The 22,946-nt window shown below is 63.9% G+C and carries 24 protein-coding genes; 8 read left to right on the top strand and 16 right to left on the bottom strand.

Annotated features, from left to right (window positions below):
* Positions 1 to 22 precede the first annotated feature (22 nt).
* The 8 genes from CKO25_RS18805 to CKO25_RS18775 form a co-directional block, all read right to left on the bottom strand.
* A complete protein-coding gene (locus CKO25_RS18805) occupies positions 23 to 211 on the bottom strand; it encodes a hypothetical protein (RefSeq protein WP_200389494.1) in 189 nt (62 codons plus the stop codon).
* A gap of 52 nt (positions 212 to 263) precedes the next feature.
* Entirely contained in the window at positions 264 to 569 is a 306-nt protein-coding gene (locus CKO25_RS18800; protein WP_200389493.1) for an addiction module antidote protein, read from the bottom strand.
* A complete protein-coding gene (locus CKO25_RS21360) occupies positions 566 to 682 on the bottom strand; it encodes a type II toxin-antitoxin system RelE/ParE family toxin (RefSeq protein WP_242467741.1) in 117 nt (38 codons plus the stop codon). The genes CKO25_RS18800 and CKO25_RS21360 overlap by 4 nt, the downstream gene beginning before the upstream one ends.
* Positions 658 to 924 carry a four helix bundle protein gene (locus tag CKO25_RS18790; RefSeq protein WP_200389491.1) on the bottom strand — a complete coding sequence of 89 codons (267 nt, stop codon included), beginning with the start codon at positions 922 to 924 and terminating at the stop codon, positions 658 to 660. The genes CKO25_RS21360 and CKO25_RS18790 overlap by 25 nt, the downstream gene beginning before the upstream one ends.
* Positions 925 to 980: 56 nt before the next feature.
* Positions 981 to 1,106 carry a hypothetical protein gene (locus CKO25_RS21695; protein WP_276569058.1) on the bottom strand — a complete coding sequence of 42 codons (126 nt, stop codon included), beginning with the start codon at positions 1,104 to 1,106 and terminating at the stop codon, positions 981 to 983.
* Positions 1,107 to 1,134: 28 nt separating this feature from the next.
* Positions 1,135 to 1,380, bottom strand: coding sequence for a hypothetical protein (locus CKO25_RS18785; RefSeq protein ID WP_200389490.1), 246 nt, complete (start codon positions 1,378 to 1,380; stop codon positions 1,135 to 1,137).
* Positions 1,377 to 2,366 carry a UDP-glucose 4-epimerase GalE gene (galE, locus tag CKO25_RS18780; RefSeq protein ID WP_200389489.1) on the bottom strand — a complete coding sequence of 330 codons (990 nt, stop codon included), beginning with the start codon at positions 2,364 to 2,366 and terminating at the stop codon, positions 1,377 to 1,379. Before galE ends, CKO25_RS18785 begins: the two co-directional genes overlap by 4 nt.
* A 75-nt stretch (positions 2,367 to 2,441) precedes the next feature.
* Positions 2,442 to 3,401 (bottom strand): UDP-glucuronic acid decarboxylase family protein, encoded by a 960-nt coding sequence (locus tag CKO25_RS18775; RefSeq protein ID WP_200389488.1) that lies wholly within the window; start codon positions 3,399 to 3,401, stop codon positions 2,442 to 2,444.
* A gap of 417 nt (positions 3,402 to 3,818) precedes the next feature.
* On the opposite strand from CKO25_RS18775, the gene CKO25_RS18770 reads away from it, so the two are divergent.
* Positions 3,819 to 5,717: a nucleoside-diphosphate sugar epimerase/dehydratase gene (locus CKO25_RS18770; RefSeq protein ID WP_200389487.1), complete on the top strand. Its 1,899-nt coding sequence runs from the start codon at positions 3,819 to 3,821 to the stop codon at positions 5,715 to 5,717.
* A gap of 108 nt (positions 5,718 to 5,825) precedes the next feature.
* On the opposite strand, the gene CKO25_RS18765 is transcribed toward CKO25_RS18770, so the two are convergent.
* Positions 5,826 to 6,632: a tyrosine-protein phosphatase gene (locus tag CKO25_RS18765; RefSeq protein ID WP_200389486.1), complete on the bottom strand. Its 807-nt coding sequence runs from the start codon at positions 6,630 to 6,632 to the stop codon at positions 5,826 to 5,828.
* Between the two features lie 185 nt (positions 6,633 to 6,817).
* Here CKO25_RS18765 and CKO25_RS18760 point away from each other — a divergent pair, with 185 nt between their 5' ends.
* From CKO25_RS18760 to gmd, 3 genes are all read left to right on the top strand, one after another.
* Positions 6,818 to 9,001 carry a J domain-containing protein gene (locus CKO25_RS18760; protein ID WP_200389485.1) on the top strand — a complete coding sequence of 728 codons (2,184 nt, stop codon included), beginning with the start codon at positions 6,818 to 6,820 and terminating at the stop codon, positions 8,999 to 9,001.
* 283 nt (positions 9,002 to 9,284) lie between these two features.
* The gene (gene fcl / locus CKO25_RS18755; protein ID WP_200389484.1) at positions 9,285 to 10,271 is read left to right on the top strand and encodes a GDP-L-fucose synthase; all 987 of its coding nucleotides are present in this window, start codon (positions 9,285 to 9,287) and stop codon (positions 10,269 to 10,271) included.
* An 87-nt stretch (positions 10,272 to 10,358) separates the two neighbouring features.
* On the top strand, positions 10,359 to 11,447 hold the full coding sequence (gene gmd / locus CKO25_RS18750; RefSeq protein ID WP_200389483.1) for a GDP-mannose 4,6-dehydratase: 1,089 nt from the start codon (positions 10,359 to 10,361) through the stop codon (positions 11,445 to 11,447).
* A 402-nt stretch (positions 11,448 to 11,849) separates the two neighbouring features.
* On the opposite strand, the gene CKO25_RS18745 is transcribed toward gmd, so the two are convergent.
* From CKO25_RS18745 to CKO25_RS18720, 7 genes are all read right to left on the bottom strand, one after another.
* Complete coding sequence (locus tag CKO25_RS18745) at positions 11,850 to 12,131, bottom strand: type II toxin-antitoxin system YafQ family toxin (protein ID WP_200389482.1); 282 nt, start codon at positions 12,129 to 12,131, stop codon at positions 11,850 to 11,852.
* Entirely contained in the window at positions 12,118 to 12,384 is a 267-nt protein-coding gene (locus CKO25_RS18740; RefSeq protein WP_200389481.1) for a type II toxin-antitoxin system RelB/DinJ family antitoxin, read from the bottom strand. The genes CKO25_RS18745 and CKO25_RS18740 overlap by 14 nt, the downstream gene beginning before the upstream one ends.
* 273 nt (positions 12,385 to 12,657) lie before the next feature.
* A complete protein-coding gene (locus CKO25_RS22020) occupies positions 12,658 to 12,795 on the bottom strand; it encodes a helix-turn-helix domain-containing protein (protein ID WP_371829730.1) in 138 nt (45 codons plus the stop codon).
* Between the two features lie 94 nt (positions 12,796 to 12,889).
* A complete protein-coding gene (locus tag CKO25_RS18735) occupies positions 12,890 to 14,896 on the bottom strand; it encodes a sodium-translocating pyrophosphatase (RefSeq protein ID WP_200389480.1) in 2,007 nt (668 codons plus the stop codon).
* Positions 14,897 to 15,115: 219 nt separating this feature from the next.
* Entirely contained in the window at positions 15,116 to 16,588 is a 1,473-nt protein-coding gene (locus CKO25_RS18730) for an RsmB/NOP family class I SAM-dependent RNA methyltransferase (RefSeq protein ID WP_200389479.1), read from the bottom strand.
* A complete protein-coding gene (locus CKO25_RS18725) occupies positions 16,582 to 18,075 on the bottom strand; it encodes a RimK family ATP-grasp domain-containing protein (protein ID WP_200389478.1) in 1,494 nt (497 codons plus the stop codon). Before CKO25_RS18725 ends, CKO25_RS18730 begins: the two co-directional genes overlap by 7 nt.
* Before the next feature lie 179 nt (positions 18,076 to 18,254).
* A complete protein-coding gene (locus CKO25_RS18720; protein WP_371829729.1) occupies positions 18,255 to 19,388 on the bottom strand; it encodes a peptidase C39 family protein in 1,134 nt (377 codons plus the stop codon).
* A gap of 172 nt (positions 19,389 to 19,560) precedes the next feature.
* Here CKO25_RS18720 and argE point away from each other — a divergent pair, with 172 nt between their 5' ends.
* The 4 genes from argE to CKO25_RS18700 all read left to right on the top strand — a co-directional run bounded on the left by argE (position 19,561) and on the right by CKO25_RS18700 (position 22,930).
* Complete coding sequence (argE, locus tag CKO25_RS18715; RefSeq protein WP_200389477.1) at positions 19,561 to 20,724, top strand: acetylornithine deacetylase; 1,164 nt, start codon at positions 19,561 to 19,563, stop codon at positions 20,722 to 20,724.
* Between the two features lie 255 nt (positions 20,725 to 20,979).
* Positions 20,980 to 21,573: a BrxE family protein gene (locus CKO25_RS18710; protein WP_200389476.1), complete on the top strand. Its 594-nt coding sequence runs from the start codon at positions 20,980 to 20,982 to the stop codon at positions 21,571 to 21,573.
* A 2-nt stretch (positions 21,574 to 21,575) separates the two neighbouring features.
* Positions 21,576 to 22,352 (top strand): BrxA family protein, encoded by a 777-nt coding sequence (locus CKO25_RS18705; RefSeq protein ID WP_200389475.1) that lies wholly within the window; start codon positions 21,576 to 21,578, stop codon positions 22,350 to 22,352.
* A complete protein-coding gene (locus CKO25_RS18700) occupies positions 22,352 to 22,930 on the top strand; it encodes a BREX protein BrxB domain-containing protein (RefSeq protein WP_200389474.1) in 579 nt (192 codons plus the stop codon). The genes CKO25_RS18705 and CKO25_RS18700 overlap by 1 nt, the downstream gene beginning before the upstream one ends.
* Positions 22,931 to 22,946 lie beyond the last annotated feature (16 nt).

Here is a 22,946-nt window from a genome sequence, read left to right as displayed (position 1 = left end):
GGGCAGTGCCGTGGCGGGTGACTCAGAGACTCGGGAGAATCCCGTGCAGGGTGCTCTCGCCGGCGCCGTTGCGGCCGATGACCTCGCCCTCGCGGACCTGGAAGCTGACATCGCGCAAGGCCCACAGCTCGCCGCCGACGCGGTTGCCGTGGTCGGTGTCGCCGATCTTTAGCGGGGGGTCGGTGTCGGCGGTCTGGACTCGCTGCCGCACCCTGTTGTCCGGCGGGCCGAATTTGAGTTGGATGATTCCGCGTTACGGGCACTCACGATCGGTGAGGCTGGTCTTGAGTATGCAATTGAATTCCGAGCGCCGAGATCACTTTGAGGATGGTGGCGAAGCTGGGGTTGCCTTCGCCCGAGAGGGCTTGGTCGAGGCTTTCGCGATCAAGGCCAGTGTCGCGCGCCAGTTGGCTCATCCCTCTGGCGCGAGCGATATGACCAAGCGCCTTGGCAATGAAGGCGGCATCATGGCCAGCTTCCTGGAAGCAAGCGTCGAGATAGTCGGCCATGTCCGCCTCGGTCTTGAGGTGTTCGGCACTCTCCCATTTGCGGAGTTTGAGGGTGCTCATTGGTTAGCCTCCTTGAGTTGTCTTGCCAGCCGTAGGGCGGCGTCGATGTCTTGCCGCTGCGTAGATTTGTCGCCGCCAGCCAACAGAATCACGATTTCAAGCTCACGTTGCATGAAATACACTCGATACCCCGGCCCATGATGGATGCGCATTTCGCGTACGAGAGGAAGTTGATGCATTCTCGGTTGGATTCACGCTCGTAGCCTTCCGCAATGTTGGATGGAATCGAAAGCCCTGAGCGGGTGATCTGATCCCGGAAACCCCAGTCCTTGAGGTCACGTAGCCCGCGGTCGATATCCGCCGACAGCCGTGCCCCGCGCTTCCACACCTCCAGATCCTCGAATGCCTCCGCCATCCCGTAACCTTTCTCCTTAGCTTTAACCTTTAACCTAAAACCCTACTGCTTCAGGCTCAATCAGCCAGGATCGCGTCCAGGGTCGCGGCGGTGAGGACGCGATCGGACCAGCGCAGCAAGGTGTCGGCGCCGCCGGTGACGAGCATGTTCAAGCAGGGGGAGGCCCAGCTAACGATAGTCAACGTGGCCACTCCTCACCGGCGATGTCCATCACCGTGGCAATGAGGTCGGCGGACAAATAGAGACAGGCAACGCGTCTTGCTCGGCGAGGCGGATCTCTTCAATTAGATCATAGCCCTGACGGGGGCAATACTCGCGCACGAAGGGCGGCGCGGGGGCGATCAACGCGCCGACATCGCGGGCCGCGTCCCAGGGTTTGAAACCATTGTAGAGGACGATCGGCAGCACCGGTGAGCGGATATTCGAGCGACCTGGATAACCGGGGTGAAGGGTCATGAGGCGCGCTGGTGCCAGCGCCAGGCGGTGTGCAGGATCGTCTCGAGATCGGCGGATTGGGGCTGCCAGCCAAGGTCGCGGCGGATACGGGTGGCATCGCCGATGAGGCGCGGCGGGTCGCCGGGACGGCGGGGTCCGCGCTCGACCGGGATGGGCCGGCCCGTGACGCGGGCGGCTTGGTCGATGACCTCGCGCACCGAGAAGCCGTGGCCGTTGCCGAGATTGTAGCGGGTGCTGTCCGCGCCCTGTTCGAGGGCCTGTAGGGCGCGGACATGGGCCTGGGCGAGATCGGTGACATGGATGTAGTCGCGGATGCAGGTGCCGTCTGGCGTCGGATAGTCGTCACCGAAGATGGTGATGGCTGGGCGTCTGCCCGCGGCGGCATCCAGCACGAGTGGGATCAGATGGGTCTCCGGGTCGTGGGCCTCGCCGATCTCGGCGTTGGGGTCGGCCCCCGCGGCGTTGAAGTAGCGCAAGGCGATGGACTTCAGGCCATGCGCGGTGTCGAAGTCGGCCAGCATGCGCTCGATCATCAGCTTGGAGGCACCATAGGGGTTGATCGGATGCTGCGGGTGTTGCTCGTCGATTGGGATCTGCTCCGGCACGCCATAGGTGGCGCAGGTGCTGGAGAAGATCAGATGCGGGATGCCGTGGTCGCGGAGCGCCTCGAGCAGGGTCAGGGTCCCGGCGACATTGTTGCGGTAGTACTTGCCGGGATCCTGGACCGACTCGCCGACATAGGCGTAGGCGGCGAAATGTAGGACGGCGGTGGGGCGATGGCGTTCGATCAGGGCATCGAGGCAGGCGCGGTCAGCGATGTCGCCTGCGACCAGTGGCCCCCAACGCACGGCCCAGCGGTGTCCGTAGACCAGGTTATCGAGTGTCACCGGCGTATAACCGGCGTGGGCTAAGGCCTTGCAGGCGTGGCTGCCGATGTAGCCGGCGCCTCCGGTGACGAGAACCTGTTGGTGCTTGGTGCGGCTCATGGTCGTTTGTGGCGTCGGGCAGCGTTGCGTCTGGCGGGTTGGGAACGACTGACCTTGCGAAACGGGGGCGGTTGGCTACCCCTGTCGCTCCAGCAGTTGCTCGAAATAGGCGATGGTCGGCGCGAGACCATCGCGAAGCGCCACCTTAGGCTCCCAGCCGAGATGATGCCTGGCTTGCGTGATGTCGGGCTGGCGCTGTTTGGGATCGTCCTGAGGCAGCGGGGCATGGACGAATGGGGAGCGTGAGCCGGTAAGGTCGCGGATGGTGTCCGCGAGCTCGAGCATCGTGAACTCACCAGGGTTGCCCAGGTTGATCGGCCCGGCGAGGTCGTCTGGGCTGTTCATAAGGCGGACGAAGCCTTCGATAAGATCACTCACATAACAGAATGAGCGCGTTTGGGTGCCCTCGCCATAGAGGGTAAGCGGCTTGTTCCGCAGGGCCTGAACGATGAAGTTCGAGACCACGCGCCCGTCATTCGGGTGCATGCGCGGGCCGTAGGTGTTGAAGATGCGTGCGACCTTGACGCGCAGGCCATGCTGACGGCGATAGTCCATGAACAAGGTTTCGGCGCAGCGCTTGCCTTCGTCATAGCAGGAGCGAATGCCAATTGGATTGACATTGCCCCAGTAGTGCTCGGGCTGCGGGTGGGTCGTGGGGTCGCCATAGACCTCGCTGGTGGAGGCCTGGAAGATCTTGGCTTTTACACGCTTGGCCAGACCAAGCATGTTGATGGCGCCATGCACGCTGGTCTTGGTGGTTTGCACCGGGTCGAACTGATAGTGAATCGGTGAGGCTGGGCAGGCGAGGTTGTAGATCTCGTCGACCTCCACATAGAGCGGGAAGGTCACATCATGGCGCATCAGCTCGAAGTAGGGATTGTTGAGGAGATGCGCGATATTGTCCTTGGTGCCGGTGAAGAAGTTGTCGACACAGATGACGTCGTGTCCTTCGCCGAGCAGGCGTTCGCAGAGATGGCTGCCGAGGAAGCCGGCGCCGCCGGTGACGAGGATTCGTTTTCGTAAGAAGTAGTTCATGAGGGTGATCGGGTCCGTGATGACGGAAGGAGCGCCAGGAGCCATGAGGCGCGCAGGTTGTCGAGGGCCCCGTGGCGGCAGACTCGGTGGTGGTGTCTGGCACGCTACCGCCCGATCTGTCCCTGCCGGTATTGGCCATCTTCGGACGCGGTCGGTTGGCCGAGCGTCACTGGTTCAGAAGTTGAACCCTGTTGTCGGTATCAGATCACGGCATGCGAGGTGGGTCAAACGGGTCGAGTCATTCATTGGCACCGCGCCTGGGTGCCGGCTCAATCCTGTCGTTGCACGGCATCGGGTTGCGGCGGTTGGTTGACGGCTCCGTTCCCGCGCTTCATCATCAGTTGGTCTCCTCTGATCTCGGCTTGATGTCGCCGACGTGAGTTCCTGATCCCCCATGCAAGCCGTCCTTGCGCCCTCATGAAGGTTTGGTTTCAGCGCGTGCGCTCGCGTCTGCTGGTGTTCGTGCACGACATGCTGATGATCCCGGCAGCCTGGGGTCTCGCCTACTGGATGCGCTTCAATCTGGCCTATGTGCCCCCGGAGTTCATCGAGGAGGCGATCAGCGCGTTGCCACTGGTGGTGGTGGTGGTGGGCTCGGTCTATTGGGCGTTCGGACTCTACCGGGGCGTCTGGCGTTTTGCCTCGATCAACGATCTGGTGCGGATCGCGCTCGCGGTCCTGGTTGGGACGACCCTGTTGTTGTTCGTCTTCTTCGCCTTGAACCGCATGGCCTACATCCCGCGGTCGTTGCCGGTGTTGTTTGTGATCTTCCAGATCATCCTGCTCGCGGGGCCACGATTATTCTATCGATGGTTGAAGGATCGGCGACTGGATTTCAGCGGCGGTCAGCGGGTGCTGATCGTGGGCGCGGGACGCGCGGGGGAGATGCTGGTGCGGGATCTGCTGCGCAATCGCCGCTCGGGCTATGTTCCGGTCGGTATCGTCGATGACAAGCCGCGTCGCCAGGGCGGGGTGTTGCATGGGGTGCCGATTCGCGGGACCAGCGCCGACATTCCGGAATTGGTCGAACTCTATGGGATCGATCTCATCCTGTTGGCGACGCCGAGTGCCTCGCTGCGTGAGATCCAGCGGTTGGTCGAACTCTGCGAGGCGGCGGATCGGCCGTTCCGGACCGTGCCGCAACTGACCGACCTGATGACGGGACAGGTGGCGATCAATCAGTTGCGTCCGGTGTCGATCGAGGATCTACTGGGCCGGCGGCCGGTCACGCTGGACTGGGATGGAATCCGCACCGGTCTGGCCGATCGCGTGGTCCTGGTCAGCGGCGCGGGCGGGTCGATCGGCTCGGAACTCTGTCGCCAATTGTGCCGCTGTCACCCCCAGCGTTTGATCTTGCTCGATCACGGTGAGTACAACCTCTACCGCATCGAGATGGATCTGCTCGATGGCCCTCATCCACCTGCGCTCAGCCGCCATCTGATCGATGTGACCCATGCGGCATCGGTCGCGGCCTTGTTCGCGCGGGTGCGCCCGGATGTGGTGTTTCATGCGGCCGCCTACAAGCATGTCCCCTTGCTTGAGGATCAGATCCAGGCCGCGTTGCACAACAATGTGCTGGGTACCCAGGTGATCGCCGAGGCCGCGGCGGCCTCCGGGTGCGAGCGCTTCGTGCTGATCTCGACCGATAAGGCGGTGAATCCATCGAATGTCATGGGCGCGAGCAAGCGTTTCGCCGAACTGATCTGCCAGGATATGCAGGCGCGTTCGGACTGTCGTTTCATGACGGTGCGCTTTGGGAATGTGCTCGGCTCGGCGGGGAGTGTGGTGCCGCGCTTTCAGCAGCAGATCGAACGCGGTGGCCCCGTGACGGTGACGCATCCGGAGATTGAGCGCTTTTTCATGACGATCCCGGAGGCCTGTCAGTTGATCATGCAGGCGGCGGTGATCGGCCGGGGTGGCGAAACCTTCGTACTGGATATGGGGGATCCGGTGAAAATCCGTTATCTCGCCGAGCAGATGATTCGCTTGTCGGGGCGGGAGCCGGGCCGCGACATCGCGATCGAGTACAGCGGCTTGCGTCCTGGGGAGAAACTCTACGAAGAGCTCTTCTACCCATCGGAAGGGTTTGCGGATACACCCCATCCGCGCATCCACATCGCCCATGCCGCGGCCCCCCTGGTCGATGGGCTGGTGAGCGAGGCCCTGAGCGAGCTGCGCGCCGCCATGCTGGCGCAGGATGACGTGGCCGCGGCGGTCGTGCTCGAGCGCGTGGTGCCGGCCTGGCGACCTCGAGCGGAGCGCCCCGATGACCGCGGGATGATTAATGAGCAGGCCGTCGCCCCCGGGGTGTTGTGAGTCGCGCGAGACACCGCCCCTTTGATCCTCATCCGAACGCACCATCGATGATGGCCAGGGTCCGGCTGCCCTTGATCTGGGTTGAGTTGGGTCGGTCGGGGCGCGTGTTCAGTGTTTGCGGCGCCAGGGCAGCAGTTTGAGCCAGCTGTGTGGTCGCGGCAAGCTGATGGGGTTCGCGAGTGGCGGGAGCGCGCTCAGGTCGTCCCCCGTGAGCAAGCACCGCGGGTTGTCGTGCGTCAGCAGATGAGCCGCCGCCTCGCCGCGCCACCGCGCGACGGCCGCGCGCCCCGCGCGGAGGGTGTCGGGGCTGCGCCCGACTGGGCGGTGGGCGTCGGAGGCGATGACATGAATCCAGCCGAGTTCGATCCAACGGCGGCAGAGCCATTGCAGTCGCTCGCCGAACTCCCCGCTGCAGCTCTGTGCGGTGAGTTGGGCCTTACAGCCCCAGCTGACCCATTCACCGAGCCGCTGTTCGTCGCGTGCGAGCACAAGGTTGCGCTCGGGATGGGCGATCACGGGGGTCACCCCCTGGCGCAGGAGCTGCTCGAGCACGGTCTCGGTGCCGAGCGGGATGGCGACCTTGGGCAGTTCGATCAGCGCGGCGCGACCGCGATCGTTGTAGGTGAGCGCGCTGCCGTCGAGCACTCGGCTGGGTAGCTCCGGAACAAGATGGAGCTCCGCGCCGAGATGGAGCGGCAAAGTGATCTCGGCGTCATGCAGCCGCTGCTGTAGCGCGCTTAAGCCCTGACGCACCGGCACGGATGGATTGTCGTAGATCCCGTTGAAGTGGTGCGGGGTGCAGACGAGACGCTCGGTACCGGCCGCGACCGCGGCCTGTGCCATGGCCACGGCGATCTCGTCGTTGTGCGCGCCGTCGTCGATCCCCGGAAGGATATGGCAATGCGTGTCGATCATAAGGACTCCAGACGAATCGTGAGCAGGCGAGTGCGCCCGGTCTGTTCGCGGGGGCACGCGCGGCGTTAGCAGGAACCCCGTGGGCGGTCACGGAGCCAAACCCCACTCGCAAGCCACTCTCACCAACTCGACTCGCAACGCATCAACCTGATATGACCATTGATCGGCCTTCCCAGACTGCCCTGATGACCCTGTCGTCCGTGTCGCTCCGGCCCGAGATGTTGACCGAGGAACTCGATTCGTTACTGATCTGGCTGGCGAATCCCGATAATCCGGCGGTCGCGACACTCGATGCGGCGATCCGGGAGACTGGACTCACCCGTCAGGCAGCGATCGAGCAAGCATACCGTCTCTTGGATGCGTTTCTGTTCAGTGGGGCCATCAGTGACCCACATCAGGTGCTTGGGTTGCCGCCGGGCGTTGATCGCGCGACGGCCAAACGCCGTTATCGTCGACTGATGCTGGCCTATCATCCGGATCGCCATCCCGGATGCAGCACCGTGCGCAGTCGACGCACGGAGCAGTTGAACCTGGCCTATGCGGCGCTCGAGTACGCTCCGCCCGGTGCCTCGAGCAGCGGGCCGGCAGGGTCCGCCGAGCGGGGCGCGACGCCCTCGCGTGCGGCGAGCGATCCGGTCGATCACGAGGACCCGCGAGCACGACCGGAGCCCATGACGCCAACGCGCGGGCGTCACCGACGCCGACAAGGCGTGTGGGCGTTTGGTACTACCTGGACAGATGAGGGGCATCCCGCGCGGATGCAATTCCATCTGATGATCCTGCTGGTGGTTGGGGTCTTCTCCGTGGGCGCGCTGGTCTATGGGAGCGTGCGCACGCTGCATCCCGTGACCGCTTCACCCTCGCCCCTCGCGCCTGAGCAGACAGTCGAGGCGCCTGTCCTAGAGCGCGGCTTGTTTTCAGAGAACGCGGTGGACGAGCGCCGCGCGGTGCCGCGGTTGGCGTCCGACCCGATCATCCCGTCGGGCAGTGGCTCGGACCTTGACACGCATCGCGATGATGACATGGGCTCGGAGCCAACTGTTCTGGCGGGGGCGCTGCCCGTTGTAGCGGACCCAACCGCTGACGCGATCAGCGGGCGACAGGACCTCACGGAACTCGTGCTCGAGGCTGTTTCAGTGCCCGCGGGGCCGACGGCCGCGCGGGACGTGGCGCCGGGAGCAAGCGTTCGCGCTGAGCCGCCGGCGCCGCCGGCTCGGGCCTCTGCGTCGACTACCCAGCACCAGGATCTCGCGGAGCGGGTGCAACGGTGGGTCGCGTCACCGGACTTGATCGCCGAGCATCGCCATGGTCCATCCGCGGCACCTCCGCGCGAGATTCCCCTGGTGGGACTCACGCCGGTCTACAGCGTCCCCGCGCCGCCGCCCCTGCCGGCTCGTCCACGACAGGAGGTGCGCGAGCCGGCGGCGCGTGCCGTGACAGCTCCGAGTCCGCGTGCAGAGCCCACCTCAAGGGCGGATCGGGTGGCGGCGGCTGAACCCCCGGCGGATGTGCCACGAGATCAGACTCGAGATCAGGCACGAAACCAGGCACAAGATCAGTCACGAGATCAGGCCAAGAGTCCGAGCAAGGACCAGACTCAAGAGCCAGCCAGCCGCCCAGTTCGAGAGCAGGCCAAAACCCCGGCGCGTGAACCGCCCAGTCCGCCGCGCACGGACGGATCCGGAGACACTCCCAGTCGTTCCGCCACCGCCGCTCCCGCTGTCCCGCCGCGGGTGACAGCGGTTGTGACGGCCCCGGAGCCGTCCCCGGAGCCGTCCCCTGAATCGCCCCCGGTCCGCGAGCCGGCGCGCTCGGCACGGACACCGGCTGTGGCGGAGCCGGCGCGGGCGGCGGTTCGGCCATCCCCGGAACCAGAGCAACGGGTGGTCGTCGCGCCGGCCGCCTCACCCACGGCCCGTGCGACCCCATCGCCACGGGCCGCTGTGGAACCGCGCCAGGCGCCACGGCCAGATCCCAAGCCAGATCCCAAGCCAGATCCCCAGCCGAGCCTTGAAGACCGCTGCGCCGCCACGGCGTCGCGGCTCGATGCGTTTCAACACGCCTATAATGCCGGAGCGCTTGAGCAACTGATGGCGCTCTATGCCGCGAATGCGAACGAAAATGGCACCCAGGGCCGCAGTGCCATCGCGGCGCTCTATCGCGATTGGTTCGCGACCACCTCCGAGCGTCGACTCCGCTTCACGAGCGTGAGAACCCGCGCCGAGGATGGCGGGCGTTGCGGTCTGCGCGCCCGGTTCCTCTTGCGCTATCTCAACGAACGCGGCCTCTCGATCAATCGCAACAAGTCGATCGACATCCTCTTCGATGGCGCGGGTGCCGATGCCCGTATCCTTGAGTTCCGTTATTGACCGAGCCGGGACGATGGGCTGAGGGCAGGCGTTGGGAGGGCCGGGGCTGGTGCGCGGTGATCTCGAGCGGCGATGAACTGAGTTACACTCTCGGTTCGGTCTTGATCCGCGCCAGGAATCCATCAGGCACGCATGCCAGAGGCACCTCATGTGTGTTCATCGCTGTGGTGGCGTGGCCGATCTGCAGCGTCGGGCTGAATCAGGGGGTCGTGCGATCGAGGCCTCCGTGTCAACGGATCAAGGGACTCGTGATGATGGGCATCTTTGATGGGAGGTATGTGTGATGCGCAAGAGGGAACAGCCGGCGCGACTCTTCGTCGCGGGCCATCGGGGGATGGTTGGCAGCGCGATCCTGCGGCGTTTGCAGGGGCTGGCGAGTGCGTCGGGGGCGACGCTCTTGTGCGCCGGGCGCCAGGAACTCGATCTCACCGACACTCAGGCCGTCGATGCCTACTTCGCGGCACAGCGTCCAACACAGGTCTATCTGGCCGCGGCCAAGGTCGGCGGGATTTGGGCGAACAACACCTATCCCGCTGAGTTCATTCATCAGAATCTGATGATCGAGACGAACCTCATCCATGCGGCATGGCGCCATGGGGTGGAGCGACTGCTCTTCCTCGGCAGCTCCTGTATCTACCCGCGTCTCGCTGCGCAGCCGATCACCGAGGACGCGCTCATGACCGGACCGCTGGAGGCGACCAATGAGCCCTATGCGATCGCCAAGATCGCCGGGATCAAGCTGTGTGAGTCCTACAATCGTCAGTACGGGACTGACTTTCGCAGTCTGATGCCGACGAATCTCTATGGTCCCGGCGACAACTTCGATCTCGAAACGAGCCACGTCATTCCAGCCTTGTTGCGCAAGTTCGATACCGCGAAGCAGGCGGGGGCCGCGTCGGTGACGGTGTGGGGCACCGGCACGCCGCGTCGTGAGTTTTTGCATGTCGATGATTTGGCTGCGGCCTGTGTGCATCTGATGGCGCTCGAGCGCGATCGCTATCAGGCGGCGACCCAGCCCATGTGCTCGCACGTGAACGCGGGGACCGGGGTCGATGTCAGCATTCGCGAGTTGGCCGAGATCATCGCGGCGGTTGTTGGCTTCACCGGCGAGATCTGTTTTGATCCGACGAAGCCCGATGGGACGCCACGCAAACTGTTGGATGTGCGACGGCTCACCGAGCTTGGTTGGACGGCGAGGATGGGCCTGCGCGACGGGCTGGCGGACACCTATGCTTGGTTCCTTGGTCATCGCGACGCACTGCGCGGCTGATCGCGAGTCCCCAGAGGTGGGGGCAGGGACGGTACTCGGGAGACCGCGCCGAAGCGGTCGGACTCACACAATCGAATGTAGGATATCGTGATGAAGAAAGCGTTGATCACCGGGATCACGGGGCAGGACGGGTCCTATCTGGCCGAGCTGTTGCTGTCGAAAGGCTACCAGGTGCATGGCATCAAACGTCGCACCTCGCTCTTCAATACCGACCGCATCGACCATCTCTATCAGGACCCGCACACGCGGGATCGCAACTTCATCCTGCATCATGGTGATATGACGGATTCCTCGAGCCTGGTCCGCATCATGCAGCAGGTCCAGCCCGACGAACTCTATAATCTCGCGGCCCAGAGCCATGTCGCGGTTTCGTTCGAAGAGCCCGAGTACACGGCTAACTCGGATGCCATCGGCACCCTGCGTCTGCTCGAGGCGATCCGCATCCTCGGGCTCGAGCGCAAGACCCGCTTCTATCAGGCCTCGACCTCGGAACTCTTTGGCAAGGTCCAGGAGGTTCCGCAACGGGAAACGACTCCCTTCTATCCCCGCTCGCCTTATGCGGTTGCCAAGTTGTACGCCTATTGGATCACGGTCAATTACCGTGAGGCCTATGGTATCTACGCCTGTAACGGCATCCTCTTCAACCATGAGAGCCCGAAGCGTGGTGAGACCTTCGTCACCCGCAAGATCACCCGTGGATTGGCCCGTATCAAGCTGGGTCTGCAGGAGCGGATCTATCTGGGTAACCTCGATGCCCGTCGCGATTGGGGACACGCCCGGGATTACGTCCGCATGCAGTGGCTGATGCTGCAACAGGAGACCCCGGAGGATTATGTGATCGCGACCGGGCACCAGTATTCGGTTCGCGAATTTGTCGAGGCCGCCGCGGCTGAGGTCGGGATCACGATTCGCTGGGAAGGGAGTGGGCTGGAAGAGCAAGGCTTCGATGCGGCGACCGGTGACAGCATCATCGCGGTCGACGAGCGTTACTTTCGTCCCACCGAGGTCGAGACCCTGCTCGGTGATGCGACCAAGGCCCGCGAACAGCTCGGCTGGTCCCCCGAGATCAGTTTCGAGACCCTCGTGTCCGAGATGATGTCCGAGGATCTCTCGCAAGCCGAGCGCTATGCCCTCTGTCTGCGTAAAGGCTTCCATCTCGCCGATCGGCGCGAATGATCCCACCGCCCGCGACGCGCGCAAGGAACGACGCGGGACGCGCCAAGGATGGCCGCGCCGTGGCCCGCAAATGCGTGCTGTTCTGAAAAAGTCGCCCCGTCCTGACCCTTCGGCAGGCAACATTCCGTGTCGCGCTCTGGCGAGTGGCACGGGTACTCCCTGGGGTCCCAGGCCGTATCGAGTCCGGCGGCGATGGGGGCGCGGCAAGCCCGATCCCGATGTCTACTGACACCACGATCGCGGGCAATCACTTGTCCTCTCCGCATCCCACAGATTCAGCCATCTGTGCTTCCCACTCCGGTATGGGAAGTTTCAAGCGACTCCGGATCCACGGTCGGCGCAGCTTGGTTCGTGATCTATTTCAAAAACAAACGTTTAAAGAACAGGCGAGGCGGCGGCCCATCAGCCGAAAAGCTCGCTGTGCGAGCCGAGCCGCGCCAATCGGAGAGTGTCGGAGTCGGACTTGCGGTAGATCAGCAGCAGGTCGGGCTTGATGTGACATTCTCGGTAGCCCGCCCATTCTCCGGAAAGATCGTGGTCGCGGAAACGGGCATCCAAAGGCTGATCCGTCGCCAGCGCGACCAGAACCGGTTTGAGATCGTCATCGAGCGTGGCCCGATGACGCCCTTTGGCTTTCCGCTTGTAGTCGCGCTTGAACGCAGAGGATCGGTCAATCGTCCGCATGCAAATCCGCCATCAGATCGTCCACGCTGGCGAACGTCTTGCCCTTGCCCGATTCCAGCTCGGCAATGGCCTTGCGCGTGGTGGCGTTGGGCACCTTCACGTCGAAGGGCAACCGGCGCTCATCGGCTACGCGCAACATCAGCAAGCGAATGGCGTCCGAAATGGACAACCCCATTGCTTCGAGTGCCTCAGCGGCGCGTTCCTTGGTGTTGGTGTCGATGCGAGCGCGAACGTAGGTATCGGCGGTGCTCATGGTGATTCTCTGGGAAAGGTTCAGATACCCATAATGTAGTCACAATGAGACTACACAGCAAGCCGCGTCGTGCATGGGACTTCTGAGCCATTCCAGCCTTTCTAGGTGTTTCGTGAAGTGGATTCCTGACACGTTCCGTTCATAAGCCCTATGCACACCGTGTGGCCGCCCCTGCGGAATGGCGCAGCCGCCTTCAGAAAATACCCCAGCGCAGTGGACGTAGAAACACGGCTTCGCCTGGATTTTCAAGTCCCAAATCTGGACTGGCGTGGGCTATGTCTGGATTTGCGGCGCCGCGATCGATGCGTCCTGCAGGGCCTCGACTGACGCGTCCGGACAGGCTCCGGCATCCGTGCGAAGGTACTGATAGACCGTTTCTCGGCTGATGTTGAACGCGCGGGCGAGCCGCACGGTGACCAGAGGGTCGCCCGGCGGCGCGCTGATGGTGTGCTGGTTTAACGGGGCCTGGCGGCCCCGGTTCGTCAGCAGGGGTTGGGCGCGGTGATCACCCGAGCAGCGGCGCGATCGTCAGACTGACGATGGCCATGACGTTGATGAGGATGTTCATCGAGGGGCCGGAGGTGTCCTTGAAGGGATCACCGACGGTATCACCGACAACGGTTGCCGCATGAACGCTCGAGCCCTTGCCGCCCAGATTGCCTTTCTCGACATACTTCTTGGCGTTATCCCAAGCACCACCGGAGTTGGCCATCGTCAAGGCCAGCAGCACGCCGGCCAGCAGGGCGCCACCCAGCATGCCACCGAGAGCCTCGGGGCCGAGGATGAAGCCGACCGCGGCCGGTGACCCCACGGCGATCACCCCAGGTAGGATCATCTTCTTCAGCGCGGCGGTGGTGGCGATATCGACACAGCGGGCGGTGTCCGGCGTGGCGGTCCCTTGCAGCAGTCCCGGGATCTCGTGGAACTGGCGGCGGATCTCGTTGATCATGGCGAAGGCTGCGTCACCGACTGCCGTCATGGTGATGGAGGCGATCAGGAAGGGAATCGCGCCACCGATCAGCATCCCCATCAGGACGTCCGGATCACCCAGGCTCAATGAAAAGTCCGGGATCATCACGTACAGAGTTTCGATATAGGCCGCGATGATGGTCAGGGCCGCGAGCGCCGCCGCGCCGATGGCGAAGCCTTTACCGATGGCCGCGGTGGTGTTGCCCAGCTCATCGAGTGAGTCGGTGATGCCACGTGTCTCGGCACCGAGGCCACCCATCTCGGCGATGCCGCCGGCGTTGTCGGCCACCGGGCCGTAGGCGTCGATGGCCATGGTGATCCCGACGGTTGCCAACATGCCGACCGCGGCGATGCCAACGCCATAGAGCCCGGAGACCTGGCTGGAGACGAAGATGATGAGGGCAATGGTGAAGACAGGGATGACGACCGACTGCATGCCTACCGCAAGACCGGCGATCATGACGGTGGCGGTGCCGGTTTCACCGGCCTTGGCGATCCGACGCACGGGTGCCGCGGAGGTGTAGTACTCGGTGACCAAGCCGATGATGATCCCACCGATCGCGCCGGCAAGAACGGACCACCAGATGTTCGTCGAGACGTCGACGAGCCAGACGACGAGGAAGGACGCCAGAATGAAGAGGAGACTGGCACCGATGGTCCCGGTGCGCAACGCGGTGGCCGGTTTGCTGGCCGATGCGCGCTTGACGAGATAGATGCCCGCGATCGAGCAGAGTAGGCCGACCGAGGCCAGGGCCAGCGGCAGGAACATGAGCGCGGATTGCGAACCCAGCACCGCCAGGGTGGTCGCGGACATGGTGGCGGCAATCGCGATGGTGGCGATTTGCGCGCCGCAGTAGGACTCGAAGATGTCCGAACCCATGCCGGCGACATCACCAACATTGTCACCGACGTTATCGGCGATCACACCTGGGTTGCGTGGGTCGTCCTCTGGAATGCCGGCCTCGATCTTGCCGACCAAGTCGGCGCCAACATCGGCGCTCTTGGTAAAGATGCCGCCGCCGACGCGGTAGAAGAGCGCGACCGAGGAGGCGCCGACACCAAAGCCGTGGATGGCATGGGAGGTTTGGGGATCACCGCCGAAGAGCAGATAGAGGAACCCAAGACCGAGCAAGCCGAGGGAGGCGACCAGGAGACCCATGACCGAGCCGCCGAAGAAGGCCACGCTCAGGGCCTCGGGTGCGCCCTTGGTGTGCGCTGCCGTGGTGGTGCGGACGTTGGCCTTGGTGGCCGAGAACATCCCGAGGAAGCCGGCCGATGCCGAGGTGGCGGCGCCGACGACGAAGGCCAGTCCGGTCTTCCACCCCAGGAACCAGACGAGGAGGACGAGGACGACGACGCAGAAGATGCCCAACATGAGCAATTCGCGTTTCATGAACACCATGGCGCCGAGATGGATCTCGTCGGCGATCTTCTTAATCTTACTCTCGCCCTCGGGGTAAGCGAGGACGAGCTTATAGACATAATGGGCGGCATAGAGCCCAAAGATGCCGAGTAGCAGTGGGATCAACGCGTTGAAGGACATTGGGTCTCCTCAGGGTGTCGTTGGGTCGTTTTGTATTGGCGGTAAAACCGCGTGGTTTATAGCAAATATCAAGTCAAAAAGCGATTGAGCCGTCATTGACTTGTCATATAGAGAGCATTGTTCAAACAGGGCAATGGGCGCGTCCTCGGTGTGAGCGGCGCGGGCGCCGTGCGTCCGTCAGGTGCGTTGCGTCAATCCGGTTGTGACCAGGGCCGGCGGTCAAGGGGCGGCGGCGCAGCCACTCCAGCGGCGCGGAAAGAGGCTCTCGATGACGCCGGAGCGATGGAGCACGGCGACACCGAGCAGGTGTCCGCGGTAGCTGACAAGGATCTGCCCGGGCGGGGTGGTGGCGCACTGCAGCGGTGTGGGTGCGAAGGTCTCGCGGCGCAGATAACGGTCGCGCTGTTCCGTGTCGAGTGCGATCTTGAAGCGGGTCGCTTGGTGACCGATGACGAGGGCGCCGCTGGTGCTCGGTTTGGGCGGGCGGATATTGGTGCGGTGCATGAAGAGGCCACTGGCGAGGCCCTTGGGAACGGCCGGAGGACAATGGTCCGCCGCCATCAGATGCAGGCCGCGGCGGGTTTGACGATGGGCGCGCAGACCGCTCCACGCCGCCGCGTCCAGACCGTATTTGGCGTTGAGCCCGCTGAGCCATTCGGCCGCATCCGCATCATCGAAGACGGCTGGCGTGGGGGCCGGTTCAGCCGCTGCGCTGGCGTCCTTGTGCAAGACGGCGATGAAGAAGCCGCCGGTGTCATTGTGGTGGGGCCAGAGCCGGATGCAGTGGGCTAGTGCGCTGGGTAGGCGCTGACCACGCCATTCGGTGACCCCAGGACGCGTGACGAACCCGGGGATGGTCGCGGGCAGCAGCCGGACATGAGGCGATTCGGCCAGGATCGCGGCGACCACGCACTCGTTCTCCTCCGGGGCGAAGGTGCAGGTGGAATAGAGGATGCGCCCGCCCGGGCGACAGCGCTGCACGGCCTTGCGGAGAAGCGCCCGCTGGCGGACCTCGGCACGTGCGGAGTTGTTCCCATCCAGGCGCGCTAACAAGGAGGGGTTGCGCCGCAGGGTGCCCTCGCTCGAACAGGGTGCGTCGACCAGGATGCGATCGAATTGTCCGCTCGCGGCTGGCCAATTGGCGCCATCGTGGCAGGTCGTGGTGACATTGAGCACACCAAGACGGTCGAGGTTGCCCTGGAGTGCCTTGATCCGGGCGTGGGCGATGTCGTTGGCGATCAGGGTGCCGCGATTCCCAAGTGCGAAGGCGATCTGTGCGGTCTTCCCGCCCGGTGCCGCGCACAGATCCAGGACCCGCTGACCGGGTGTTAGATCCATCAGTTGCGCCGGTAACTGCGAGACCTCTTCTTGCGCGTGGGCCAGTCCGGCGCAGTACCACCAGGACTGCCCCGCCTTGGTGCCTGGCGGGAGTCGCAAGGCGTGCGGCAGGCCGGGGATGGTCTGGGCTGTCAACCCCTGTTCCTCCAGCAGCGCCGCGAGCTCCGCGACCGCGATGCGCGCTGGGTTGGCCCAGATGCAGGGGGCTTGCGGTCGGGCGAGCGCGTGGGTGAAGGCCTCCCAGTCATCGACCAAGGGACGATAACGGCTGAGCAAGGAGGTCGCGATCCGTGACGGCGTGATGGCGTCCGCGGGGGATCGAGACGGTTGCTCGCTCGGAGCGGTGTTCAGCATGGGCGGGGCTTGGCGATGCGGCGTTGATCGAGTCGTTTGACGAATTCGGCGATGACGCGGGTGTAGAGCGCGTCGCCGAGGACCTGGTCCTCGATCCCGGCGTCCAGGCTCGGATTGTCATTGACCTCGATCACGACCGGTCCCGCCGGGGTCTCCTTGAGATCGACGCCGTAGAGACCGTCGCCGATCAGGCCAGCGGCCTTCAGCGCGGTCTTGATCACGGCCGTGGGAACCGCCTCGATAGGCAGGGTTTCGAATTCGCCTTGTTCGTGCCGGCCATCGGCCTCGTGCTTGACGATCTGCCAGTGATCCCGGCTCATGAAGTACTTGCAGGCATAGAAGGGCTGTCGTCCCAGGATGCCGATTCGCCAGTCGAACGGCGTGTAGAGATACTCCTGTGCCAGGATGAGGTCGGACTGCTTGAACAGGTTCGCCGCGATGCGCTTCAACCCCGCGCGGTCGTCGGCGCGGAAGACCCCTCGCGAGAAGGATCCCTCGGGGATCTTGAGCACGACCGGGTAGCCGATCAGCGCCTCGGCCTCGAGGAGATTCTCTCGGCGCAACACCAGGGTCTTGGGCCTGAGGATGCGGTGTGCCGCCAGCAGCTCGGCCAAATAGACCTTGTTGGTGCAGCGCAGGATGGAGTCGGGATCATCGATCACCACCATGCCCTCGCTGTCGGCCTTCTTGGCAAAGCGGAAGGTGTGATGTCCGATGCGTGTCGTCTCGCGGATGAAGAGGGCATCGTATTCGGCGAGTCGGCTGTAGTCCTTGCGCTGGATCAGCTCGACATTCACCCCCAGGGCCTTGCCGGCCTTCACAAAGCGTTTCAGGGCCTTGCCATCCGAGGGTGGCAGGTCTTCCGTGGGGTCGTGCAGCACCGCCAAGTCGTAGCGGTAGGCGAGCCGTGCGCGCGGTTGGCGCCAGCGTTGCGACAGATAGCCCTCGAGTGCGCTGAAGAGGAGCCCTTCGCCGCCGGCGCTGGTGATGGCGGTGAGCGACAGCGCCTTGATGGACCCGATGCGCCAGGTCCCTTGACGGCGAAACTCGACGCGGAGGATTGGGCAGCGAAAGGTCTCGAAGATTTCGCGAGCCAAGGGTTGGAGTTCTTTCGCGTCGCACTGGCCGAAGCACATGATGAGCTCGTAGGCGGTCGGCACCAGCGCACCACTGTGGCGTCGTCCCAGCAGGCGCTGCACCAGGGCGTCGAGTTCTTCCGTCGCGAGGCTGTAGAGCTCGCGGCTGGAGAGTTCCTGCAGGGTGCGCACAGTGGGAATGATCTTGTGTCCCCGCGCCTCGGCGAGCAGGGAGCAGTAATAGCCGACCGACAGATAGCGGTCGCTGCGACAGAGGTTGATCACGCGCAGGTCACGTTTGGCGGCCAGTTCACCACTGGCGAGATACTCGCGCGCGGTGACCACGGGTAAGGTCGGGAAACCGGGTTTCCAGTCGTCCTGGTGCTCCACCAAGAGAAGGTGTTCAGCCATGCGAATCCTGCTTGTCGATGAGATCGTGTGGTGTGGAAGATGATTGCGCCGCCTGGTCTGTTTGACCCGATCCGGCGCGGCTTGGCGAGTGAGGCGGTTCCGGGATCTGACCGACTGGCGTGCCCCTCCAACAATCGTGTCGGGCGCATGGGAGCCAGGCTGATGACACCGGCACGGCGTCAGTTCGAGACGAGGACCACGGCCTTGAGCCCAACCCGACCATAACGGGCCATGCGCGTGAAATCGTCGCGACGAATCGGCATGTCAATCGAGTCCAGCGTGGTTTCGCCGTTGGCGTAGTCGATATAGGGATCATGGACGTAGACGAACCGCGGATCGAAACCGGTGATCACGACCCAATGGGGAAATTTCTCGCGGTAGATCCGGTAGGAACTGATCAAGACCAGAGGCACGGCGCCACTGTCCCAGCGGCGTTGCAGGTCCTCGATGCCGAGCGCCCCGGAATGGACCGGAATCTCAAGTCGCAATGCCTCGGCCAGCATGTCTTCATGGACTAGGCGCATCACTTCCTTCTTCTCGGGGCTGCGCACCGAGTCGATCAGTGGGACCCCGGGGTCGTTGACGAAGACCTCGACCGCAAACCCGCGTGAGCGGGCGGCGAGGGCGAGCCCGAGGGGGCCGCAGCCACCATGCCCGGAGGTCATGAAGATGGTGGTCGATTCCCGCCAGATCCGCAGCTCGAGCGTGCGATTCAGCTCCAGGCGCGGACGCAGCGCTTGCATGGCCATCATCAGGGAGGAGGAGCCGCAGGTGAAATCGAGCGTCTGCTCATAGAAGGGGATGCGGTGCAGCGCAGGCTTGAGGCCGGGCGAGAGTGCCTTCTCATAGCGGATGGCCTCCATGTGGTCGGCATAGTAATCCGAGAGGATCCCGAAGCGACGATAGCCGGCCCGCTCGAACAGTGCTTGAGAGGCTAGGTTATCGCGACGGATCTCCAGGCGCATGTAGGCACGCTCCTGTTCCCAGGCCGCGCGCTCGGCCGCGGCGACCAGTGCGCGCCCGAGACCACGTCCGCGCATCTGATCACCGACGGCGATGGAGTAGAGTCGTGCAACCGAGGTGGCGCGACTGAACAGAATCAGCACATAGCCCAGGAGCTGCCCCCCGCTCTCGGCGACCAGCGTGCAGGCGCGCGCTCGGGTCAGCAGATAGCGAAACTGGCGGCGGCTGATGCGGTCCGTCTCGAAGCTCGACAGTTCCAGGCGCAGGAGTGCGCTGAGGTCCGCGAGGACCGCGGGCCGCATCAGCGGCATCGCCTCGGCCGGTTCACTGATCGCATCATCAGATGGCATGGCATCGTCGCATGGCGGGGCATTCTGGGTCGTGAAGGTGATGATTGGCGGGCCGGGAGCAGGCGGGCTAAGCTGCGAGTAATCTACAGATCACGCTGGAAAAGACAAGGCGGTGTGCATCACCCCCGAGCCTCCCGCGTGTGTATTCTAATCGATCCGAGCGAGAACACTGATGCCGAGCCAAGCTCCTTCCCTCACCAGCATGCTCCAGGGTCTGATCGGCACGATCTCGGTCAGCAGCGTCAATCCGGCGTACGATCATGGGAACCGGGCCGTGATCGAGCTCTTGGCGAGCTGGTTGGCGGATACTGGCTTTCGCGTCGAGATCCTCCCGCTCCCCAGGCAACCCACGAAGGCGAATCTTCTGGCGACGCTCGGCAGTGGTCCGGGCGGCCTGGTCCTGTCCGGCCACACGGATACCGTCCCCTTCGACGCCCATCGTTGGTCCTATGAGCCCTTGCGCCTGACCGAGGCGGATGATCGCTACTATGGTCTGGGCACCGCGGACATGAAGTCTTTTCTGGCGTTGGCGATCGAGGCGGCACGAGGGCTCGATGCGCGCACCCTGCGGCAGCCGCTGATGATCCTGGCCACCGCGGACGAGGAATCGGCCATGCACGGCGCCCGCGCACTGGTCGAGAGCGGACGTCCACTGGGGCGCTATGCGGTCATTGGCGAACCCACCGGGTTGCGCCCGATTCGTCTGCAGAAGGGGGTGATGGGGGAAGCCATCCGGCTGGTTGGGCGCAGTGGTCATGCCAGTGACCCCAGCTTGGGGAACAGCGCCCTGGACGGCATGCACGAGGTGATGAGCGCGCTCATGGAGTGGCGCGTCGCGTTGCAGGAGGGGCAGCGCCACCCGGGCTTCCGGATCCCTCACCCAACGCTTAACCTCGGGCACATCCATGGTGGTGACAATCCCAATCGCATCTGTGGTGAGTGTGAACTGCATCTCGACCTGCGGCTGTTGCCCGGGCAGCAGGCCAGCGAGCTGCGTGCCGAGCTGAGCGAGCGGGTCGCGGAGATTGCGGCGCGACGTGATCTGAGCTGGTCGCTCGAGCCCCTGTTCGAATCCATACCGCCCTCCGAGACACCCGCGGGCTCGGCGATCGTGCAGGTCGCCGAGACGCTCACCGGTCACCCTGCCGGGGCGGTTAATTTTGGGACCGAGGCCCCCTTCCTGACGCAGCTTGGGATGGAGACCATCGTGCTCGGACCAGGCCAGATCGAGCAGGCGCATCAGCCGGACGAGTACCTGGCGTTGGATCAAATCGCCCCGACGCTGACACTCTTGCGCGCTCTGATCCAGCAGTTTTGCGTGCAGCCGCAAGCCTGAGCGGTGCTCGATCCACGGGTGACGGTCGATTCATCAGGGGGCGCGCGGATCATGCAGTGTGGCTGTGGACGGCATCAGCCGGACTTCATGAGGCTCAGCGCGATTGAAGAAGTCCTGATTGTATCGGTCGCCTCTTTTTTTCAGCTCAATCGAGAGGCGATGTCAACCCTGATTAAGCTGCTCTAGTCTAGAGCGTACACGCCGCATGATCCATGCGGGCGACTAACGCGACTTGGGATCAGAGGAATCGGTCGGATGGACACATCAGTGAACCAGGACGCAACCATAACGGAACCCCGCATCGATCTGGAACGGCTCCTTAAGCTCCGACTGATCGTCGCCCGTCACGGGGAGATGGACAGGGCAGGCTGGTGGAACACCAATGGAATCCTCGGTCGACATGGCGCGCTGGCGCTGAAGCGCGGCTTCCCCTCAACCCATCATTTCGCCCAGGCTCGGATCGCCTTCGCGGTCGCGCGCAGCCGTTGCCATGACCTTTTCGACCCGCCGGGGTGTATGACGCTGTGGAACCTATCCGCCCAGATCGAGGATCAATTCGAGGAGCAGTGGCAGGACTGGTTGGATCAAGGCGAACGCTGGTCACCCTTCTTCGCTCACTTGGCCGGGGCGGGTTCAAACGATCTGCTCGTCGCGCTCTCCGAGGCTGGCCTCGTCGACCAACGTCACCTTGACGCGGTGGGTCAATTGCGCCGCTCGGCTGAGGGCCGATCGGTCCCCTTGCCCGGTACCCACCAACCCAACGACGAGATTATCACGCTACTGGCGGCAGGCTTCGTCAGAGGGGAGCGCGGTAACCCGGCGATACCCTATGCACGGCTTGAGGACTGAGCATGGAGGCTCGCTCCAAGGTCGCTTCCTGCCTCGCCATCAAAGGGTCCCTGATCGAGGAGACCTACGCGGTGTTCCGGGGCTGGGACTTCGCCGCCTCGAAAACCGACAATCTCAAACGCGCTCGCCAGGAAAACACAATCGGCGCCAAGAGTGCGAATTGGGCGCAGAATGTGTCCTGGGCAGTCAGCCGCCGCTTCGATCCCGCGGGTCGCGACCGCCCGCTTGTCGAGCTTGCCAAATCGGGGGGTGACCGGGAAGTCTGGAAACCGCTGCTCCTCTACCACATGACCCGCGACGAGTTCCTGGTCCGTGATTTCCTCGTCAACTGGCTCTACCCACAGTTCACTGCCGGCGCTTACCGCCTGCGCGCAGCAGACGTGATGCCTTACCTTCAGGGACTGACCACGAAAAAGGGCATCGACTGGTCCGGGCACTGGAGCGAAAGCACGTCCGAACGCGTGGCCTCGGGATTGCTGCGCATCGCGGCCGACTTCGGGCTTTTGCAGGGGCTTCATGCGCGCGAATTTGCGTCTTATCATCTGCCGGAGCAGAGTTTCCTTTATCTGCTGCACGTCATGATGGAGCATGAGGCCAACGCCCGACGGGTCATCGACGCCGAGGATTGGCGGATGTATCTGATGGAGGCCGCCGACGTTGAGCGCGAGCTGCTGCGTCTGCACCAGTTTCGCAAACTGCACTACGAGGTTGCCGGGAGCCTCGCCCAAATCAAGTTGCCGGCGGCATCCGCGGCCGACTACGCGAAGGAGCTCTGCTGATGCCCGATTGGAAAGAGCGTCTGACTCGGCAGCTTGAACCTGTGCTGATGCAGCCGGATCCCCGGCAGCAGCTCAGTGCATATCACGACATGCCCTACGCCATCTTCCGCTATCCACCGGAGGACGAGTTCGGCGTACGTCGGCAAGTCGCGCTGCTGCGCACCCGGCTGGAGCAGTCCGGTAAACGGGTGACGATCATCTCGCTCGCCGAGTGTCTCGCCGCAGCGCTGGAAGCGGAAGACATGGGCCCCGATGCCCTCGTCGACGCGGAGAAATCGGTCGGTCTCGAGGCAACGGTCGACACCGTCTTTCAGATCCTGAGCGACTACCAACCGCTCGACGAGTTGGTCGCTCGACGCATCCCCGCCGACGTCGATCCGCTGCGCGACCTGGTGTTTATCGTCCGTGCAGGCGCGCTCTTCCCCGTGTACCGCACATCCGCGCTGCTGGAGCAGATCAAGGGCAAGGTCCAGGTGCCCGCTGTCCTGTTCTACCCTGGGGAACTGGACGGCGCCGCGGGTCTGAGGTTCATGGGCGTGCTGGATGCCGAGCACAATTATCGGCCGAAGATTTTTTAGAGTTCGGGGTTCGGGG

This window comes from Thiocapsa imhoffii, from assembly GCF_016583985.1.
Taxonomy (GTDB): domain Bacteria; phylum Pseudomonadota; class Gammaproteobacteria; order Chromatiales; family Chromatiaceae; genus Thiocapsa; species Thiocapsa imhoffii.
This window is presented reverse-complemented; position numbering and strand designations above follow the sequence as displayed.

What these genes read in the sequence shown, in the direction of transcription:
- CKO25_RS21360 (WP_242467741.1), bottom strand. Translation starts at nt 682, where the DNA reads ATGCAACGTGAGCTTGAAATCGTGATTCTGTTGGCTGGCGGCGACAAA.
- CKO25_RS18790 (WP_200389491.1), bottom strand. Translation starts at nt 924, where the DNA reads ATGGCGGAGGCATTCGAGGATCTGGAGGTGTGGAAGCGCGGGGCACGG.
- CKO25_RS18775 (WP_200389488.1), bottom strand. Translation starts at nt 3,401, where the DNA reads ATGAACTACTTCTTACGAAAACGAATCCTCGTCACCGGCGGCGCCGGC.
- CKO25_RS18740 (WP_200389481.1), bottom strand. Translation starts at nt 12,384, where the DNA reads ATGAGCACCGCCGATACCTACGTTCGCGCTCGCATCGACACCAACACC.
- argE (WP_200389477.1), top strand. Translation starts at nt 19,561, where the DNA reads ATGCCGAGCCAAGCTCCTTCCCTCACCAGCATGCTCCAGGGTCTGATC.
- CKO25_RS18735 (WP_200389480.1), bottom strand. Translation starts at nt 14,896, where the DNA reads ATGTCCTTCAACGCGTTGATCCCACTGCTACTCGGCATCTTTGGGCTC.
- CKO25_RS18700 (WP_200389474.1), top strand. Translation starts at nt 22,352, where the DNA reads ATGCCCGATTGGAAAGAGCGTCTGACTCGGCAGCTTGAACCTGTGCTG.
- CKO25_RS18705 (WP_200389475.1), top strand. Translation starts at nt 21,576, where the DNA reads ATGGAGGCTCGCTCCAAGGTCGCTTCCTGCCTCGCCATCAAAGGGTCC.
- CKO25_RS18730 (WP_200389479.1), bottom strand. Translation starts at nt 16,588, where the DNA reads ATGCTGAACACCGCTCCGAGCGAGCAACCGTCTCGATCCCCCGCGGAC.
- CKO25_RS18720 (WP_371829729.1), bottom strand. Translation starts at nt 19,388, where the DNA reads ATGCCATCTGATGATGCGATCAGTGAACCGGCCGAGGCGATGCCGCTG.
- galE (WP_200389489.1), bottom strand. Translation starts at nt 2,366, where the DNA reads ATGAGCCGCACCAAGCACCAACAGGTTCTCGTCACCGGAGGCGCCGGC.
- fcl (WP_200389484.1), top strand. Translation starts at nt 9,285, where the DNA reads ATGCGCAAGAGGGAACAGCCGGCGCGACTCTTCGTCGCGGGCCATCGG.
- CKO25_RS18785 (WP_200389490.1), bottom strand. Translation starts at nt 1,380, where the DNA reads ATGACCCTTCACCCCGGTTATCCAGGTCGCTCGAATATCCGCTCACCG.
- CKO25_RS18710 (WP_200389476.1), top strand. Translation starts at nt 20,980, where the DNA reads ATGGACACATCAGTGAACCAGGACGCAACCATAACGGAACCCCGCATC.
- CKO25_RS18800 (WP_200389493.1), bottom strand. Translation starts at nt 569, where the DNA reads ATGAGCACCCTCAAACTCCGCAAATGGGAGAGTGCCGAACACCTCAAG.
- CKO25_RS18770 (WP_200389487.1), top strand. Translation starts at nt 3,819, where the DNA reads ATGAAGGTTTGGTTTCAGCGCGTGCGCTCGCGTCTGCTGGTGTTCGTG.
- CKO25_RS18725 (WP_200389478.1), bottom strand. Translation starts at nt 18,075, where the DNA reads ATGGCTGAACACCTTCTCTTGGTGGAGCACCAGGACGACTGGAAACCC.
- CKO25_RS18760 (WP_200389485.1), top strand. Translation starts at nt 6,818, where the DNA reads ATGACCCTGTCGTCCGTGTCGCTCCGGCCCGAGATGTTGACCGAGGAA.
- CKO25_RS18745 (WP_200389482.1), bottom strand. Translation starts at nt 12,131, where the DNA reads ATGCGGACGATTGACCGATCCTCTGCGTTCAAGCGCGACTACAAGCGG.
- CKO25_RS18765 (WP_200389486.1), bottom strand. Translation starts at nt 6,632, where the DNA reads ATGATCGACACGCATTGCCATATCCTTCCGGGGATCGACGACGGCGCG.